General features: G+C 36.0%; 13 protein-coding genes and 1 CRISPR repeat array (1 of these 14 only partly in view). Of the genes, 8 read left to right on the top strand and 5 right to left on the bottom strand.

Features of this window, described 5'->3' with window-relative positions:
- Nucleotides 1-249: a CRISPR direct-repeat array (repeat unit 47 nt; unit sequence GTTGTGATTTGCTTTCAAATTCTTTTTATCAGATCTTTGATAACAAC) (it extends 1567 nt beyond the left edge of the window).
- Nucleotides 250-375: 126 nt separating this feature from the next.
- The 5 genes from cas2 to cas9 all read right to left on the bottom strand — a co-directional run bounded on the left by cas2 (nucleotide 376) and on the right by cas9 (nucleotide 8377).
- Nucleotides 376-729 carry a CRISPR-associated endonuclease Cas2 gene (gene cas2, locus JK139_RS07035; RefSeq protein ID WP_074417496.1) on the bottom strand — a complete coding sequence of 118 codons (354 nt, stop codon included), beginning with the start codon at nucleotides 727-729 and terminating at the stop codon, nucleotides 376-378.
- Nucleotides 730-845: 116 nt separating this feature from the next.
- Complete coding sequence (gene cas1, locus JK139_RS07040) at nucleotides 846-1763, bottom strand: type II CRISPR-associated endonuclease Cas1 (protein ID WP_074419545.1); 918 nt, start codon at nucleotides 1761-1763, stop codon at nucleotides 846-848.
- Nucleotides 1763-2890 carry an ATP-binding protein gene (locus tag JK139_RS07045; protein ID WP_218330914.1) on the bottom strand — a complete coding sequence of 376 codons (1128 nt, stop codon included), beginning with the start codon at nucleotides 2888-2890 and terminating at the stop codon, nucleotides 1763-1765. Before JK139_RS07045 ends, cas1 begins: the two co-directional genes overlap by 1 nt.
- Nucleotides 2891-3370: 480 nt before the next feature.
- Nucleotides 3371-3964, bottom strand: a complete 594-nt coding sequence (locus JK139_RS07050) for a transposase (protein ID WP_228733157.1) — start codon at nucleotides 3962-3964, stop codon at nucleotides 3371-3373.
- A 24-nt stretch (nucleotides 3965-3988) separates the two neighbouring features.
- On the bottom strand, nucleotides 3989-8377 hold the full coding sequence (gene cas9, locus JK139_RS07055; RefSeq protein ID WP_218330915.1) for a type II CRISPR RNA-guided endonuclease Cas9: 4389 nt from the start codon (nucleotides 8375-8377) through the stop codon (nucleotides 3989-3991).
- Nucleotides 8378-8952: 575 nt separating this feature from the next.
- Between cas9 and JK139_RS07060 the strand changes: the two genes are divergently transcribed.
- The 8 genes from JK139_RS07060 (at nucleotide 8953) to JK139_RS07095 (ending at nucleotide 19932) form a co-directional block, all read left to right on the top strand.
- Nucleotides 8953-11112 (top strand): S9 family peptidase, encoded by a 2160-nt coding sequence (locus JK139_RS07060; protein ID WP_218330916.1) that lies wholly within the window; start codon nucleotides 8953-8955, stop codon nucleotides 11110-11112.
- Between the two features lie 352 nt (nucleotides 11113-11464).
- On the top strand, nucleotides 11465-12826 hold the full coding sequence (locus JK139_RS07065; RefSeq protein ID WP_218330917.1) for a sigma-54-dependent transcriptional regulator: 1362 nt from the start codon (nucleotides 11465-11467) through the stop codon (nucleotides 12824-12826).
- Nucleotides 12827-13168: 342 nt separating this feature from the next.
- The gene (locus JK139_RS15855) at nucleotides 13169-13246 is read left to right on the top strand and encodes a potassium-transporting ATPase subunit F (protein WP_074420511.1); all 78 of its coding nucleotides are present in this window, start codon (nucleotides 13169-13171) and stop codon (nucleotides 13244-13246) included.
- 109 nt (nucleotides 13247-13355) lie between these two features.
- Nucleotides 13356-15056, top strand: a complete 1701-nt coding sequence (gene kdpA, locus JK139_RS07075) for a potassium-transporting ATPase subunit KdpA (protein WP_074421057.1) — start codon at nucleotides 13356-13358, stop codon at nucleotides 15054-15056.
- Nucleotides 15057-15068: 12 nt separating this feature from the next.
- Nucleotides 15069-17111 carry a potassium-transporting ATPase subunit KdpB gene (kdpB, locus tag JK139_RS07080; RefSeq protein ID WP_218330918.1) on the top strand — a complete coding sequence of 681 codons (2043 nt, stop codon included), beginning with the start codon at nucleotides 15069-15071 and terminating at the stop codon, nucleotides 17109-17111.
- 7 nt (nucleotides 17112-17118) lie between these two features.
- On the top strand, nucleotides 17119-17685 hold the full coding sequence (locus tag JK139_RS07085; RefSeq protein WP_218330919.1) for a potassium-transporting ATPase subunit C: 567 nt from the start codon (nucleotides 17119-17121) through the stop codon (nucleotides 17683-17685).
- Between the two features lie 46 nt (nucleotides 17686-17731).
- Nucleotides 17732-18808, top strand: coding sequence for a porin (locus tag JK139_RS07090; RefSeq protein WP_218330920.1), 1077 nt, complete (start codon nucleotides 17732-17734; stop codon nucleotides 18806-18808).
- Complete coding sequence (locus tag JK139_RS07095; protein WP_218330921.1) at nucleotides 18808-19932, top strand: sensor protein KdpD; 1125 nt, start codon at nucleotides 18808-18810, stop codon at nucleotides 19930-19932. The genes JK139_RS07090 and JK139_RS07095 overlap by 1 nt, the downstream gene beginning before the upstream one ends.
- Nucleotides 19933-20004 lie beyond the last annotated feature (72 nt).

Here is a 20004-nt window from a genome sequence, read left to right on the forward strand (position 1 = left end):
CAGATCTTTGATAACAACCAATAAACCGCCAGTTAAAACAACGTTTAAGTTGTGATTTGCTTTCAAATTCTTTTTATCAGATCTTTGATAACAACATCTATGATAAATGGGAAAAAGGTAATCTTGTTGTGATTTGCTTTCAAATTCTTTTTATCAGATCTTTGATAACAACGGCTTCTGTAGCATCGTGCAATAAACCTTCGTTGTGATTTGCTTTCAAATTCTTTTTATCAGATCTTTGATAACAACAGTAAATGCTGTAATACAATGACTGTAAGGGTTTTCAAAGAAAATAGAAAGAAAAAAATGATTGAAATGGCTGTGCCTGCAGTTGGCAGGGCAGCCTTTTTACTTTTCTATTTTTGTTATATTGCATTAAAATAACTCTAATTGCTGGGGTATGGGTTGTGCCGGCGCTTCTTTTTTACCCTGAAATAGCTCCATCATCCCAAATTGTTTGTCGGTAATGGTCATAATGCCCACATGCCCTTTTTCAGGTAATATTTTTTTAACCCGCTTTATATGCACGGCGGCGTTTTCCATGCTGGGGCAATGCCGCAGGTATATGGAAAATTGAAACATTACAAAGCCATCGGCCATAATTTTCTTCCTGAATTCTTGTGCCGTTTTTCGCTCTGTTTTGGTTTCGGTAGGTAAATCGAAAAATACCATTATCCACATAATACGATAGGCATTGAAACGTTCGGATGTGTTATTGTGCCTGGGCATAAAGGGAACAGTCTGTCATCAATAACCGGCAAATGTTCATTTGCCATCATTAAAACGTAGTAAGGCATTATATTATTATGGGTAACAAATAAAAAGTAATATTTATTTGTATGGGCTTATGTTAATGGTAGTTCAGGAAAATCCAATTTTCGTTGCTCGCCGCTATAACATTTGCTTAAAGAGAAAGCTGTTTTTTGCATGGCTACCCATAAGGGGCTGGTTTGTTCTTCTATCCGTGTATCATGGGTTAACACATTCAGCAGTTGCACTTTTATGGGTTGTGTTAATACTTCTACTGCCGATGTTTCGTGAATAATGTTGCGTACAATGGCATCTATAAATGGGCGGTAGGGTTCCATCATATCATCGGCTAAACAATAGGCATTGTAACGGTTGCGGTGAAAAATGCCCAGTGTGGGTAATAAACCCGCTCCTGCAATGGCACGGGCCATAGCAGCCCGAATAATGGCATAACCATAATTCAATAAATTATTGGGGGGTGGCCCATCCCGTTTTCTAAAAAACTGCCAGGCATCTGGAAACAAATGCGCCCAATAATAGGCCGCTGCCTTGGCTTCGGCATTATCGGCATCGCCACTTTTTACATTTTGCCGGGCATTGTTTAAATAGCCATGGGGTATGTTCCATTTTTTTAAAACAGCCGCCTGGTTATTAATCTTTGCTTTTACGGTTTGCTGCCACAATTGTTTTTTTAGGGGTTCACTGGCGGCTAATTGCTCCTTAAAACGCTCACTTTGCAGGGTATGGCTCTCTAAAGGCAGCAGCATGCCGCTGGGGTGGTGGGTACTGTTGCAGGTTATTACCGCAATATTGTTGGTAATCAGTTGGTCTAACAAAAAATGGGTAATGGTAATTTGCGGATGCTCTAATACCAGTACGCCTATATCTTCAATGGGTACCGTTTTATCCTGCCGGTCTTCCAACCCTTTTATGTGGGCATAGCTAAGCACCAATTGTTCGTTATTGCATTTTAGGTGGCAGGGGTTCTCTATGCAGAGGGTGCGTTTAAGCATTAGATATGTGTGATATATTTGGTTAAAAAAGTATGTAGTGAACAGATTTGAATATGATTGTTTGTATAGTTATCACTTCCAGGTGTTACAATAAAATTTTTTTGTGTATTCAAATCTGCAATACAATTTAAAAAGCCTTTTGAAATTTCCGGTGCATTATTACGTTTTATTTCAACACAGGCTACGGGTATATTTCCGTTAACCAATACTACATCTGATTCTGCACCATGATGTGTGCGATAGTAATATACAGATAAATGAGATGGTACCAGTTGATGTATTTGTTCAATAACAAAACCTTCCCATGAGGCACCTGAAACAATGTGGCCGGCTAATTCATCAGTTGTTTGTATGCGGTTCATGTAATGCAATAAGCCGCTATCACGAAAATAGATTTTAGGCGATTTTACGATCCGTTTAGTAGTGTTGATAAACCATGGCTGTAAACGTCTGATTAAAAAAGCTCCTTCCATAAAATCCAGATATTTTAGCGTAGTGGCTCTACTAATGCCTAATGAACGTGAAATATTTTCGTAGTTTACAATATTGCCACTAATTGCGCTTAACATGGTCCATAGATTTCGAACAGTAGCCGGTGATAGATTTTCATTCATTAAAAAATTTACATCACGCTCCACAAAAGTGCAGTAGTAATTTTCGGCCCATGCATACCATTGTGCATTGGTTCTTAAGGTAAGTGCTTCAGGATAGCCGCCTCTGAACCATATTTTATCCTGTGCAATTTTGGCTTTATTGGCTTCCATTAAGTTAATGGTGGGTAGTTCTATATGGGCAATTCTACCGGCCAAACTTTCAGAAATGCCTCTTACTAAAAAAGGTGAAACCGAGCCCAATAGCATAAAACGTCCGGGTTTTCGGTATTCATCAATTAATGGGCGTAATATGGCAAATAATTCGGGCATCGTTTGGACTTCGTCAATAATCACCAGTTTATCTTTTAATCCGGCCAGCATGGTTTCAGCATCTTCCAGTTTACGCCTGTCAGATGGTTTTTCTAAGTCAAAATAAACTGTAGTAGATTTTTTTTTATCTGCAATCTGCCTGGCAATAGTTGATTTGCCTATCTGCCGCGCACCTATTATAGCTACGGCAGGAAACTGTTTCATCTGCTTTTGTAGTGTTTTTATAATATTCCGTTGAATCATCTTTACCGTGAAAATTGTACAACAAATTTATAATTTTTCACGGTAATAAAAAAGTAATGAAATGGGTTATGCCTAAAAATGTAATTGAGGAACAAAAAAATGAATCCTTTCCGGTATGTATATATGGTGCTTGTGTTTAGCAGCTTAAATCTTGAAAAATTATAAGTGTAGTTAAAAATTGAATTATTTTAGAATAATCCTTCTAACCAATAATTTGGTCATTGAATAAATAACTGCAACAAACCCCTAAATGGTTGTAAATATTGATTATTAAAAGCTAAAACTATGAACCGTGAAAATTGTATAATGTATTTATAATTTTTCACGGTAATTGTACTTCATTCCTTTATTATACTTAACTTACCACCAATTGCGCATTACTGCATTTTAAATGGCAGGGGTTTTCTATGCAAAGGGTGTGTTTGAGCATGCTGGTATGATTTACCGGGTGAGCGATTCCTCCAATGCGATATATTCAATAAAACGTTCAAGTTTAAGGGTATGTTGTGCGAGGAAGCTATTTTTATTTTCGAAGATTTCCCGGAAGAAGGGAAGCTCTTCAAAATGAGCATGAACATAGTGGTAAGAGCTCCAGGGCCACTCAGTTGTTTCTTTTGTAAAACTGTGTTTAACCGGGTTGAGATGAATGTATAAAACAAGGGTTTGTAAATATTGCGCAGAGGTAATTTCCTTTCTTTTAAAGTTTTTAATAAAAAGCGAACCCCTGCGTTGGTAAACTTTATTAAAAGCCTGCGTATAGCTGCTGAAGAGGTTGGAGAATTTCTTCGACAGCAACTTTTCCAAAGTTTCGAACTTTGGAAAAGTTTGCAGCAGCGCTTCTTCGTTTTTTATTTTAACCAGTAGATGAAAATGATTCGGCATTAAGCACCAGGCTAAAGTATCTGCTACAGCATCTATATGTTTATAGTATTGTTGCAGGAAGAAACGATAATTTTCTGCTTCCCGGAAAAGGTTATCATCACCATTGGCATGGTTGTAAATATGATAATATCGACCGGGAAGAAGTGGAGGCATGATAATAAAATAAGTTATTGAATATTATTTAAATGTAAGTATTCCACTCATCGAAATATTAAAATCTTCACCTTCCAGCAAGAAGGTCCAGTTGCTTCGACTTAAGCCCAAAATAGGAGCCGGATTTTTATCATTTATTTCAGAAGATTCAGTTTTAAATTCTTCAATTTGAGATTTAAGTTTTTTTGCAAAATCCTCCGAAGAATAATATCTGACATTTTCAATTCGTGCATCAAAATCGTAAAGCCTTTTTTCATACTCTTTCTTCCTGTCTGCTATATTGCTTATGCTTTCATCTGGCATAATAACCGGAATATTAAGTTTTTGTTCATACGGTTTTAAAATGCTGTTTTTTGACTCCTTAATTGATTTGTCTATTTCTACTTTTGTTCTTGATTCTAAATGATATTGCAGTATTATCTTGTTACCTGTATAATGGAACTGGGTGATTTTATATAACCTTTTCACTTGGAAATTTAAATCATTTCTTTTTTCATACTCATCATCATTTTTCAAAACAAATATTTTCTGACCAATTTTTAATAGTTTTTTGTCGGGATAATACACGAAATCGGGATAATTTAGTTCAATAAATTTATCAAGATTAAATATTCTATTTGTTTTATACGTTTTGGCTAACTCTGCTGATGATATAGGTATAAGCAATCTTTCTATCTTACCATCATTAATCCGTTGCAGAAATGCGGCGTAAGGAAGCTCACCAGAAGCTGCATAATATTGATTTTTATATTCATTTTTTGATTGATAATTTAACCTTTGCTTTACTATTTTTCCTGCATTTGTTCTTACCCGAACATGGCGAATGATATTTCCCTGATGGTCTTTAACTATCGGGTTATTTTTCTGTTCACTCACTAGTTTTTGAATAGTAGGGTCTACGATATCCTTAATATATTTTTTTGCATCATTAATGCTTACCCTTTCTGCATAAAAGAATTCATCTGCACCGGTTTTGAACTTCCACGTTCCGTCATCATTGCGTAATGGTTTTCCGTTCTCTCTTTCTACATCTCTGAGTTTAGCCACAAAGGTTTGTTTATAAAGGGAAGTTCTTATACTATCTCCACAAGCTATTTTAGGTATTTTATTTGCTCTTTCTACTACGTTTTTGATTTGATGATTATCTTTTAATGGTTCCGGAAGATTTTTGATATTAGGCAGGAAAATAATCCGGCCTCTGTTTCGATTAATCTTATATGTTCTTTTTAGAATTTTGTCTGTAACATAATTGACAACCAGTACTGAGTTGTCTATATTTTGTATTAATTGTTGAGAATTATAATTGGCGAATGGCGTAGTAGTAAATTGACCCTTTTTTTGCTCTTGCCACTCATACATTGTTTTCAATAATCGTTCCCGATAACTGCTGTTTGTCGGAATTAATGTCAAAACAGCAGCATCAATGGCATGATGTGTATGCTTATTCCTGTTCTTAATCTCATCTTCTTCCTGTATGCTGAAAATTTTTCGGAAATCGGCGGTTACGGTGCCTTTCTGAACTTTTACATTATTGAAGTAAATGCTTAAAAATTCCCGAGCATATTTTGATATCATTTGTGTATCGGTGAGTTGCCTCCTTATCCAGCTTTCTTTAATTTCTGTACAGGTAAACCGTTCTATTTTATCATTCCAATAATCAAAGTGCATTTTATAATAATGCTTTTTCTGAATACGATCATTTTTTCCTGCTTCATCTTCTCCGGGTTTATGTTTTTTGTGTTTTTCATATTCTATTTCATAATGATCTCTGATTTTAATCCATTCTTTCAGCCGTGGTTTAATGGCAGTTCCCCAGTCATCTACATTCTCTTCATAATTATCACAACTAGTTGGAAACTGTTTCTTTTTTCTGTCGCGGTTATACCATGCATAACAAACGGTTTGATTGGACAGGGTATTATCCGGTAATATACTACGTGGTATGGTATGTTCTATGTCAACTTCATTAGAAAATAATTGTTTCAGGCCAATCATTTTTCCTGTGTACATACATTGGCCTTTTTGTTCCATCCATAGTTCATATCTTTTTAGAGAATCTTTTTCCTTTAATATAAGCTCTCGTACAAGCCGGGAATTTCCTTTATCGTCTTGTACTTTTGAAAAGTTTTGTTCATTCCACATTTCAAATAGTGAAATATTTTCATCCACGTTAATAGAAATATTTTCTTTCTCCTTGAATTCTTTGAGAAATTCCTTGTACTTCTCTTTTTGATTTTCACGTTCTCTTTGGTAACGTTCAATCGCAATTCTTTTGTTATTGTCGTTTAATTCTCTCGCTACCTCAATCATAATCTCTGTATCATTATCGATATCTCCATTAATAATAAGTTCATTCAGCAGCTTTCTTAAAACACTTAATGCTTTATTAAACATGGGGTTTTTGATACTGTCAATCAATGGAGTTGGCAAAATTTCTTTGCCGGTTTTTTTGTCAAGTGGAAGATTCGGTGTTCCGTCAGGCTTTGTTCCTGTCTTTTTCAGATATAGATTCTCTCGTTTGGAGTGATGGTAGAGTTCTCCTTTCAGGTGAATTTCCAGTTTATTCAATTCATCATTCAGTATTTTATCAAGAGTAAAAGTTTCCCTAAAAGCTCTTTTTGAATTACTGAAAAACTTCTGATATTGATCTTTCACCTCATTGATGATTTTATTTTTTATCTCACTGCTTTTACTATTCCATGTTGTTTCCCCAAAATGTTTCAGGCAGGCGTGGGTTATATCATCAACATCATCAGGTTGAAGAATGTAGCTTACGTCTTTATAAGCAAACTTTTCATCATGTTGTAAACCTTTCCATCTGTCTATTAAGCTGTTTGTAATGGCGATAACCATTTTTTCCCAGTTATAATTTCCATTTGCTATTTGTATTGCCTCATAAATTTTTTCTTTCTTTACATCCCATTTGCCATTTATTAACTCAGGCATTTTTGCCAGTAATACTGCTTCATTATACAAAAAACCTTCCTGTAAAAATGGAATAATTTTACAGATAGCTTTTACACTTAAATCAGAATATGCAGAGGTGATATTTTTCCTTATCTCAACAAATGGGTTATAATTTTTTCCTTTTGAAGTTATCTCATCTGCAATTTTTAGTTTTTGAACTGAAAACTTTTTAAGATAGGCTTCGTCAAAACTGTACAATGCATGCCATAAGTCAAACACTGAATACTTTTCTTTGATAATTTTAGGTGCATTTCCAATATTATATTTGTATAGCTCCTTAATTTGTTCAAAAACGGGTGTGCCAAAAACATCTATAAGCCCCTTGCACACTGGCATGGTAGATGCAGAGTGGTCATCTTTGTAATTATAATTGTACTTAATAGAGTGTTTAAATTGTTTATCAAGAAATTTTTTTATTTCTGCAAACTTTACATTTTTATCTTTTTTTAAAAAGAAATCATAATACAACTTTTCTCTTATGTGAAGTGGTAATTCTTCTTTTATCGTTTCATTATTTTCTTCACGTACAGTTTTGATGGTATTGATGAATTGCAAGGCTCTGAAAATTTCAAATAATGGATGCGAAACAGGACAACGTGGCTTATCATTTTCTAAAGTACACCGCCCAATATTCCCCTTTTGACTTCTTAGAGGACGCTGCCAGATAATTGCTTTCCATAATTTCTGAACAAATAAATCCTGATAGATTCCTGCACTATCTCTGTGTATGTCAAAGCCCTGTGCATTGCATAGTAGTTCAAACTCTTGCCTATATTCCTTACGCAGCGGATATTGATTCCTAGCTCGTTTCCCTTTATCTAAAAATTCTTTTTTCAGGGCTTCAGCAATAGAACGATTAGTTTCTAATGCCTTAGCAAATCCTTCACTTTCCCTTCTTTCAAGTTGTTTTTTTGTTTCAATATTTTTTTTTGCTTCATCAATATTTAACTCATCCGTGTCTGATTCACCAATGTTTTTATACCCCCTTCTTTGTACTAAATGATATAATGCTCTGCCAAATTCATGTGGATGTAATTTTTTATCCAGAGCTTTTACTCTTAGTTCATAAGGATTTTTATATTCGGTATCAATTTCTAAATAACTAAAATCACATTTCAACCACATTAAAAACTTCTTACTTTCCGGAAATTTTTGGGGGTGCCCTTTCCTGTATTTACTCCATTGCTCAAGTTCTGTTTGTTGTAACGGCGAATATTTTTCGCCCAGCACCTCAAGCAAAGCCCATTTACGGTATTTCCTGGCTTGTAATAATCTTCGTTTCGAACGAGCTTCACGTCTATCTTTAGTTGGCGAAGTATATCCTCCGGTTCCTTTCAACATTCCTGCATCGAATGTTATTACACCCGTTTTGATATTATTTTCTTCATCTCTTAATGCCCATCCAATTGATGAACTACCCAAATCAAGTCCTAAAATTTTTTTCATATTGATTATTTTTCTTTCTACATTTGATTTGAAAGACAAATCACAACAAGGCTATAAGCCGCAGATCTTCTTTCTGAGTGACTGCTTGAATAATATTCGGTAGTCACTTTTTTTATCATCACAATAAGGATTATTCCGTTGTGAAAACATTTAAGTCGCCTCACCTTACAATGTGGGGCTTTTTTTTCTCCCCCTAAACTAATCAAATTTATGTATTTATAAAAAAAATATTATCTCATTTTTTCTAACGAAATCCCTTTATACACACATTTAAACTGCCTATTCATCCTTTTCACAGTTGGGAGTCACATGCTCCTCAATCCCCACCTCCTAACCACCATCACCCACCACCCATTTCCAACCCCTTTCTCCCTACCTTGTTCGAGACAAATTCGATACATGTTCGACAATGGTTCGATACAACCCTTATCAATGCTGCATTTGTATGGGCCGGAGTCGAACAACTGTCGAACAAATCTCGAAAAAAGCCCGAAAATACTGGCGTTTATAATTTTTTTTTGAATGGTATCGTAAAAAAGGAGGAGGATATTTATCTTCATGCAAAATTCAAACACATGAGGAAAATTTTTGGCATTATTGCATGCTGTTGCTTAACAGCATTGTTTACTTATGCCCAGCAAAAAGAAATAAGTATGGCGCAATTGGTTACCGGAAAAGCGCCCAACGGCTTTTACAAACCGCTGCCTTCTGTAATAGAATGGCTGAACAATAACCAGGTATTGTTGTTGCAACGCGGCGAAAAAAGAGAAGATGCACAAACATTTTTATTTGATATTCCCTCGGGAAAAATGTTATCGTATACTGCTCCTGCACAGTTAAAGCCTGATAAGGCTGTTACCGAAATGAACCATGACTTGTATTTGTTTGTAAACGGAACGCCTACACGCATTACCAACGATACGGCGCAGGAACACAACCCCACTTTCTCGCCCGATAGCAATTATATAGCCTATACCAAAAACAATAATTTATATAGCTACAACATTGCTGCACAAAAAGAAACACAATTAACCTTTGATGGTTCGGCTACTACCTTAAACGGCTATGCCAGTTGGGTATATTTGGAAGAAATTTATGGCCGCCCCACCCATTACCGGGCTTTTTGGTGGAGCCCCGATAGCAAAACCATTGCCTATGCCAGGTTTGATGAAAGTATGGTGCCTATGTTTCCTATTTACAGTAGCGAGGGGCAACATGGTTATTTGGAATATACCCGTTATCCCGAAGCAGGCGATAAAAATCCGGAAGTGAAAATGGGATTTGTTAGTCCGGATGGTGGCAATACCACCTGGGCCAATTTTAATGAGAAAGATGACCAGTATTTTGGCTGGCCCATGTGGCGCAGCAGCAATAATAGTTTATGGTTGCCCTGGATGAACCGTAAACAAGACAGCCTGATTATTTATGAAGTTAATACACAAACGGGGGCACGTAAACCGGTATATACCGAAACACAAAAAACCTGGATTGATTTGGAAGACAGGGTAGGCGGCCGTATTAACTTTTTAAAAGATGGCAGCGGTTATATTGCCCAGAGCGATAAAAGTGGATGGAATATGCTGTACTTATACAATATAGATGGTACCCTGCAACATGTTATTACTAATGGAAATTTCACCGTTACCGGAATTGAGTATATTGATGAAGCCAATCGCACCATTTATTTTACAGCACGTGGTATTGAAAACTCAACCCGTACCGATTTGTATAAAATTAGTTTTGATGGCGGACAACCCCAACGCTTAACTTTTGGTAATTATAACCATACTATCAATTTTTCACCCGGTGGTAAATATTTTATTACCACCTACAGTAATACACAAACGCCAGCACGTATGGCATTGGTAGATGTAAATGGTAAAATAGTTAAAGAACTGGGTAATGCCAAAGGCCCTGACATGGATGCGTATGCTATTGCTAAAACTGAAATTATACGTATTAAAAGTGCTGATGGTTTATTTGAACTGCCCGCTTTGGTTACCTGGCCGGCACATTATGATAAAACGAAGAAATATCCCATGCTCATTAGTATTTATGGAGGGCCTAATGCCGGTACCGTATGGGACAGGTGGAACTGGAGCCCCAGCCGCGAACTATTGGCACAGGAGGGGTTAATACAAGTAGCGTTTGACCACCGTGCCAGTGGCCAGTTTGGTAAAGCAGGTGTAAACTATATGTACCATGATTTAGGGTATTGGGAAATGGAAGATTACAGCACTATGGCCAAATGGTTTATTCATAATGCTGGTGCCGACCCTGCCCGTATTGCTATTACAGGGTTTAGTTATGGGGGGTATATGACGTGCTATGCATTAACCTACAAATCGGATGTGTTTACTTATGGTATGGCCGGTGGCAGTGTGGTAGACTGGAGCCTGTATGATACCCATTATACTGAACGCTATATGGGTACACCGGAAAGCAATCCGGAGGGTTATAAAAAAAGTAGTGTATTGAGTTATATTGGTCGGTATAAAGGCCTGTTGCAAATTGTACATGGTACTATGGATGATAATGTACATATGCAAAACAGCATACAATTAATTAGTGCTTTGGAAGATGCCAAGAAGCCTTTTGAAATGATGTTGTATCCCGGTGGGCGCCATGGTTGGCCTTATTTGCCTGCTAAATGGGATGATTTTCAAAATCTGAAAGCGAAGTTCATTTACAAATATTTAATTAAGAAACCCATACCGGAAGGTTTGCTGCATTAAATAACTAAAAAGCCCTGCTTATTGCGGGGCTTTTTATAGATAGTAAAATGAAAGTAGGTTAAAAATAAGCTTTCCAATAAATTGGTTGTGTTTAGTGTAAAAGTATATACAACGAACAGCCATAAACGACATTAAGCATATTACAACAGTAAAATAGTTGTAAAATTAGTAGCACTTCTGAAAAAATGATTGCTTTTATGGCTCAGGTATAAAAGAAATAATAGTTCAATTTATTAATTATATTTTAAAATTTGAATGGTACAAATAAAATGATGTAGTTATTTACATACTTACATTTGGGTTATAATACTAATTGCTTTTACATTTATTCAAGTTACATTTATTGTTACGCATGGCAAATACTATTTTAATTATAGATGATGAGGTAAAACTCAGAACACTGTTGGCAAAAATGTTGAGTTTAGAAGGATTTGATGTATTACAGGCCGGCGATGGAAAAACCGGGCTTAAAAAATTAGAACAGCAAAATATAGATATTGTACTTTGCGATGTTAAATTGCCCGATGAGCATGGTGTTGATTTGGCCAAAAATATCAAACAAAAGTATCCTGCGCTTGAAATTATCTTGATGACAGCCTATGGCAATATTCCGGATAGTGTACAAGCTATAAAAAATGGAGCATTTGATTATATAACAAAGGGAGATGATAATTATAAAATTATTCCATTGCTTTACAGAGCACTTGAAAAAGTGAAACTGGCAAAAAGGGTACAACAATTAGAAAAACAGTTAGATAATAAATATGCATTAAACAGTATACTTGGTTGTTCAAAAAGTATTCAATTAGCCATTGAAGCCGCCCGAAAAGTAGCACAAACAGATGCCACTGTTTTATTAACCGGCGAAACAGGAACCGGTAAAGAAGTTTTTGCACAGGCCATACATCAGGCAGGAAAAAGAAAGAACGGTAATTTTATTGCAGTGAATTGTTCCGCCTTCAGTAAAGAATTATTGGAAAATGAATTATTTGGACATAAAGCCGGTGCATTTACCGGTGCTATAAAAGATACTAAAGGTATTTTTGAAGAAGCCAATGAGGGTACCATTTTTTTAGATGAAATAGGTGAAATGCCCCTCGATTTGCAGGCAAAACTACTGCGTGTAATAGAAACAGGCGAATTTCTGAAAGTGGGCGATAACAATGTTACCAGGGTAAATGTTAGATTAATTGCGGCAACTAACCGCGACTTAAAAAAGGAAGTAAATGCCGGCCGCTTTCGGGAAGATTTGTTTTACCGTATTTCAGTATTTCAAATACAACTGCCTTCCTTACGGGAACGTATTGACGATATTACATTATTAGCCAATCATTTTTTACAATATTTTTCGGAAAAAACAAATAAAAAAATAACCGGCATTGCTCCGGCATACATACAATTGTTACAAAAACATACATGGAAAGGAAATATCCGTGAACTGAAAAATATTATTGAACGAAGTGTTATTTTAACTGAAAATAATATTTTAGAACCTGCCTCCCTACCGGTTGATTTTTATCAGGTACCCGATTTACAAATGGGTAATGTGTCTGCACCTTCATTAGCACTGGCTGATGTTGAAAAAGCACACATACAAAAAGTACTGCAATATACCGGGGGTAATAAAACAGAAACTGCACGCTTACTGAATATTGCCCTAACTACTTTGTACAGAAAAATTGAAGAATATAAAATAACGAGTTCAGTTGAATAATAGTTTTATTTTTATTTTGGTGTTGCGCATAAGGCATACCCTTTTAAAATGATAGTGTGAACCCTTTTATTTTGAAAGGGTTTGTTGTTGTATATATATACTATATTATTTTTATAATTCATTTCCAGTAAGGATTTTCATGTATTTTATTTTAGCTGGCACTTGTTTTGCCAATATGCTGGCACAGTTTAAGGATGGAATGATGTATCATCCACTTAAACTGCTTATATTATTTATACATAAAAAATACCAACATGCTGTTTTTACTTTTACTAATTACCGGTCTGTTAGCGTTTCTGTTGTTTAACGTAATGATTCATTGGTTCGAAAAAATTTAAACTTATGCTTTTATTATTTTTTGTAGCGATTATAGTATTTGTATATATGTGCTATGTTTTAATTCATCCTGAAAAATTTTAACACAGCAGATGAGCTGTCAATTTTAGGTAATGAATGTTAAGCTGTACCACTACCGTGCTGCATTTTACCGTGAACATATTGATATTTTAAAATAAATTAAACAAAGCAAATGAATACTGAAATGTATGGCATCATAGCCATGTTTATGATAACGGTATTGTTAGCCATTCCGTTAGGCAGGTATATGGGTAAATTATTTTCAGGAGAAACCACCTGGTTAGATCCCATTTTCAATCCAATTGATCAACTGATTTATCGAATATCAGGCGTTGATCCGAAAATAGAAATGAATTGGAAGCAACATTTAAAAGTATTACTCACCATTAATTTTATCTGGTTTGTTCTGGCCATGTTGGTTTTAACCAATATGGCGCATTTGCCACTAAATCCTGATCATAATCCCTCCATGTCGGCCGATCTGGCTTTTAATACTGCTGTAAGTTTTATTTCAAATACCAATCTGCAGCATTATTCCGGTGAAACAGGTATGTCTTATCTGGGTCAGTTAGTTTTAATGTTATTTCAATTTATCAGTGCAGGTTGCGGAATGGCAATATGTGTTGTAGTTTTTAAGGCTATGAAAGAGGGTGCAAACCATTCTTTGGGTAACTTTTACTTTCTTTTTGTAAGAAGCTGTACCCGGATTTTATTACCCATTGCTTTTATAATGGCAGTTTTGTTTTTATTGAACGGTATGCCCATGACGTTTAAGGGTAAAGATACCATTACTACATTACAGGGCGATACAGTTCAGGTAAGCAGAGGGCCGGTAGCAGCATTTGTTGCCATTAAACAGTTGGGAACAAATGGAGGAGGTTTCTTCGGGCCTAACTCGGCTCATCCATTTGAAAATCCTAATTATTTCACCAATATGGTTGAAACCATAGCCATTGCATTATTACCCATTGCATTAATATTTACAATGGGCTATATGCTGAAACGGAAAAAATTAGCCTGGCTAATTGTTGGGGTAATGACGGTGGGTTTCTTTTTATTATTAGCACCCACCATTATAATGGAAACTGCAGGGAATCCTGCCATTGCAAAAATGGGAATAGAACAAACCTCGGGCAATATGGAAGGCAAAGAAGTGCGTTTGGGGGCTGCTGCATCAGCGTATTGGGGAATTGTTACCACAGTAACCAGTAATGGTTCTGTAAATGCGATGCATGATAGTTTTATGCCGCTTGCCGGCATGTGTACCATGTTGGGAATGATGGTAAATGCTTTTTATGGGGGTATTGGCGTAGGCTTTTTAAACTTTTATATTTTCATGATACTGGCTGTATTTATCAGTGGATTAATGGTAGGCAGAACACCCGAACTGATGGGTAAAAAAATTGAAGCAAAAGAAATGAAAATAGCGATGATTATTGCTTTGATTCATCCATTTTTAATATTATCGGGTACAGCCATTGCTGCTTATTTATATGCGCATCATCCTGCTGAATATGCGGGCTGGCTTTCTAATCCGGGTTTTCATGGCTTTAGCGAAATGTTATATGAATTTACTTCTGCCAGTGCCAATAACGGTAGCGAATTTGCAGGGCTTGGAGCCAATACTCCCTGGTGGAATATTTCGGATGGCATTGTAATGCTGTTATCGAGGTATTTGCCCATCATTGGGCCGGTAGCTATTGCCGGTTTACTGGCACAAAAAAAATATATTCCTGAAAGTGCCGGTACGTTAAAAACCGATACGGTTACCTTCGGCTTAATGGTAATGGCCGTTATTATAATTGTTGCAGCTTTATCATTTTTTCCATCTTTGGCTTTAGGGCCTGTTGCTGAATATTTTTCCTTTCATTAAAAATATATTCAAATGAATCATATTGCATCTAAACAATTTTTAAATAAAGCATTATTGGCCGGTGCATTAAAGCAGTCATTCCTGAAATTAAATCCTGCTACCATGATTTTAAATCCGGTCATGTTTACCGTTTGGGTAGGAACCGTAGTAATGGGAGGAGTATGTATCTGGATTGCTGGCGGAGCAAATGGTCAGGGAAGTTTAACTTACAATTTGGTAATTACATTATTACTGTTCATTACATTGCTATTTGCCAATTTTGCAGAGGCCATTGCCGAAGCAAGGGGTAAAGCACAAGCCAACAGTTTGCGGAAAACAAGGGAAGACACACCTGCCAAATTAATATTGCCGGTAGGCGAAATGTATGTGAATGAAATGATTGTTGTTCCGGCTTCCAAATTAAAAAAAGGGGATATTTTTATATGTGAAACAGATGATATTATTCCTGCCGATGGGGAAATAGTAGAAGGCCTGGCAACCATTGATGAAAGTGCTATTACCGGTGAAAGTGCACCTGTAATTAGAGAAGCGGGTGGCGATAAAAGCAGCGTTACAGGCGGTACTAAAGTACTTAGCGATACAATTAAAGTAAAGGTAACCAGTGAACCGGGCGAAAGTTTTTTAGATAAAATGATTGCTTTAGTGGAAGGTGCCTCACGACAAAAAACACCCAACGAAATTGCATTAACCATTTTATTGGCAGGTTTTACACTGGTTTTTATCATTGTTACAGTTACTTTAAAATCATTTGCAGATTATGCGCATACACCTATTACCATTGCCGCTTTTATTGCCTTATTTGTTTGCCTGATACCTACTACCATTGGTGGGTTGTTATCAGCAATAGGAATTGCAGGGATGAATCGTGCATTGAAAGCCAATGTAATTACCAAAAGCGGCAAAGCAGTAGAAACTGCCGGCGATATTGATGTGTTACTATTAGATAAAACAGGTACCATTACCATTGGAAACAGAAAAGCGACTCAATTTTATCCTGCTACAAATGTTGATCCCGATTATTTTAAGAAACTGGTTGTAATGAGTTCGGTTTCCGATCAAACGCCCGAAGGAAAATCGATTATTGAATTAGCTGCATTAGATACTGCGTTGATGCAGCTCAACAACCCACGTTTCATACCATTTACTGCAGAAACCAGATGTTCGGGTATTGATATAGGTGATATGCGTATCAGAAAAGGTGCAGCAGATGCTATCCGAAAAATTTGTGAAAATGCAGGAAATACATTTCCTGAATATGTACATGCAACTGTTCAATCCATTTCAAGTAAAGGTGGTACACCATTGGTGGTTGCTGAAAATGAGAAAGTAATGGGGGTTATAGAATTGCAGGATATTATTAAAACAGGTATTAAAGAAAGGTTTGAGCGTTTACGGAAGATGGGTATTAAAACAGTTATGGTTACCGGCGATAATCCGTTAACAGCCAGGTTTATAGCTGAAAAAGCAGGTGTGGATGATTTTATTGCTGAAGCAAAGCCGGAAGATAAAATGAATTATATAAAAATAGAACAGGCTTCAGGAAGGCTGGTTGCAATGATGGGAGATGGCACCAACGATGCACCGGCATTGGCTCAGGCAGATGTAGGGGTAGCTATGAACAGTGGAACACAGGCAGCCAAAGAAGCCGGTAATATGGTAGATCTCGATAATGACCCTACAAAATTGATTGAAGTAGTTGAAATTGGAAAACAATTATTAATGACACGCGGCACTTTAACAACCTTTAGTATTGCAAACGACGTTGCAAAATACTTTGCAATTGTGCCCGCATTGTTCATTACCTATATACCTGCCCTACAGGGAATGAATATCATGCATTTGCATAGCCCGCAAAGCGCTATTCTTTCTGCAGTTATTTTTAATGCCATTATTATACCGCTGCTCATTCCACTGGCATTGCGCGGTGTAGTTTATAAACCTATTGGTGCAAGCGCACTGCTACGGCGTAATTTGCTGATATACGGACTGGGGGGAATTATTGTTCCTTTTGTGGGCATTAAAATCATTGATATTGTTGTTGCAAATTTTATATAAAAACTTTATGAAATACTATTTATTACCTGCCATTCGTTTAACATTGGTTTGCTTGCTTCTTTTTTCTGTAATGTATACTGCATTAGTATGGTGCGTTGCTCAGATTACGCCTGATAAAGGAGAGGCTGCAGTATGGATGGTGCATGGAAAAAAAATGTACCGGAATATCGGACAAAAATTTTCGGATGATAAATATTTTTGGTCAAGACCTTCTGCTGTTAATTATAATGCAGCAGCAGCAGGTGCAAGTAATAAAGGGCCCAATAATCCGGATTATTTGCTTTCGGTACAACAACATGTTGATTCATTTCAAGTCCATCATCCCGGTGTTCCAGCATCGGCTATACCGTCTGATTTGGTTACCGCAAGTGGTAGCGGCTTAGATCCTCATATTGCTGTGCAATCTGCTATGATACAGGTAAACAGAATTGCCCAAATAAGACATATTCCTAAAACTATTATTGAATCATTGGTGCGGCAGCATACCGATAAACCCTTGTTAGGAATTTTTGGACCCGAATCTGTGAATGTATTGGCGCTTAACATTGCTTTAGATTCCTTGACAAACCATTAAAGAGATACATCAGCTATGCATGCAAGAATGTAAAATGAACTGGTACATGAAGAAAATTATGTTTCTATCCGTTTATATAATTACAGGTTATGCCCATGCCCAAAACGATTCATTGAATCAAAAGCTACAACTTAGTGGCTATTTGGATGTATATTATGCTTATGATTTTGCAAATCCGCCTAACCATAACAGACCTGCTTTTTTATATAGCTACAACCAACACAATGAGGTAAATTTGAATCTTGGATTTTTAAAAGCTGCTATTACTGAAAATAAGGTAAGGGCAAATCTTGCTTTTGCTACAGGAACTTATATGAATGCCAATCTTTCAACAGAAAATGGAGTATTTAAAAATATTTTTGAAGCTAATATAGGCATAAAGCTATCCCGCAAAAAGGATATTTGGGCAGATGCCGGTATTTTTGCTTCACATATCGGTTTTGAAAGTGCTATTGGAAAAGATTGTTGGACACTCTCCAGAAGTATTTTGGCGGAGAATACACCCTATTATGAAAGTGGTGTAAGGGTAGCATATACTACACCCAACCAAAAATGGTATATGGCTCTATTATTGTTGAACGGCTGGCAAAATATAAGCAGAATCAATGGCAATAATACACCTGCTTTTGGCCATCAAATTACATTTAAACCCACATCAAATATTACCCTCAACAGTAGTTCATTTATAGGCAATATACTTCCTGACAGTATTCGTGCAATGCGTTATTTTCATAATTTGTATGGTATATTTCAGCTAACACAACAATGGGGTATTACAGCAGGCTTTGATATAGGTTTTCAACAAAAATCAACCGGAAGTCATTCCTTCAATCATTGGTATTCTTACGTATGTATTGCACAATGGAAACCATCTCCAAAAAATGTGTGGGCTGCAAGAATAGAATATTATGCAGATCCTGATAATGTTATTATTCCTGCAAATTTTCAAAATGGTTTTAAAACATTTGGATATTCCATTAATTATGATAGAGCTATTAGTTCAAAACTTTTATGGAGAATAGAGGCAAGAGATTTTTATGCCGCTGAAACCTATTTCGAAAATAATAATATACCTGTTCATAACAATTTTGCAATGACCACTTCTATTTCAATTGTATTATAATGCCGGGCAAAGAAGAAACAGTACAACATTTTTTAGACTTGATTAAAAAGTCGAAACGCGGTAAATTTAAAATTTACATTGGCATGAGTGCAGGTGTAGGAAAAACATACCGGATGTTACAGGAAGCACATGCCCTGTTAAAAAATGGTATCGATATAAAAATTGGTTATATAGAAACACACCAACGTAAGGAAACGGAAGCATTGTTAGAAGGGCTTCCACAAATACCCCGACGAAAATTATTTTACAAAGGAAAGGAGTTAGAAGAGTTAGATGTTGCTGCCATTATGCAGTTAAGACCTGAAGTAGTAATTATAGACGAACTGGCCCATACCAATATTGAGGGAAGCAAAAATGAAAAAAGATGGCAGGATGTTTTAGATATTTTAGATGCAGGAATTAGTGTAATTAGTGCTGTAAATATTCAACACATTGAAAGCCTGAATGAAGAAGTTAAAAAAATTACCGGTATTGAAGTAAAAGAACGAATACCCGATAGTGTGCTGAATCAGGCAGATGAAGTAGTTAACATTGATCTTACAGCCGATGAATTGATTAGCCGATTAAAAGAAGGTAAAATTTATACATCAGATAAAATAGCCGCAGCACTGAAAAATTTTTTTCAGAGCGAACATATTTTGCAATTAAGAGAATTGGCATTGAAAGAGGTAGCTTCGCAGGTTGAAAGAAAAGTTGAAACAGAAGTTATAAAGAGCAATGCACTAAAACATGAACGATTTTTAGCCTGTATCAGTTCTAATGAGCATACTGCTAAAACGGTTATTCGCAAAACAGCACGATTGGCCAATTATTATAATTCAAAATGGTATGTATTATATGTGCAAACGCCAAAAGAAAGTCCGGAACGCATACCATTAGATAAACAGCGACACTTAATCAACAATTTTAAAATAGCTACTGAATTAGGGGCAGAAATCATAAAAGTATCTAATAACAATATTGCTAAAACAATTATTGAACAATCTGAAGAACGTTTTATTACTACCATTTGTATTGGCAAACCCCATCTCAGTTTGTTTCGTTTAATACTGGTTACCAATGTTTTTAATGAATTATTAAAAAAATTATCTTCCAGTAAAATAGATCTGGTTATATTGAGTTAAAGCATTCATTATTCCAAAAAAGTAATAACAACATATTAAACAACATGAAATGAGCCATAATAAAAGCTGCAT

The organism is Hydrotalea lipotrueae, assembly GCF_019249625.1.
GTDB classification, from domain to species: Bacteria; Bacteroidota; Bacteroidia; order Chitinophagales; family Chitinophagaceae; genus Hydrotalea; species Hydrotalea flava.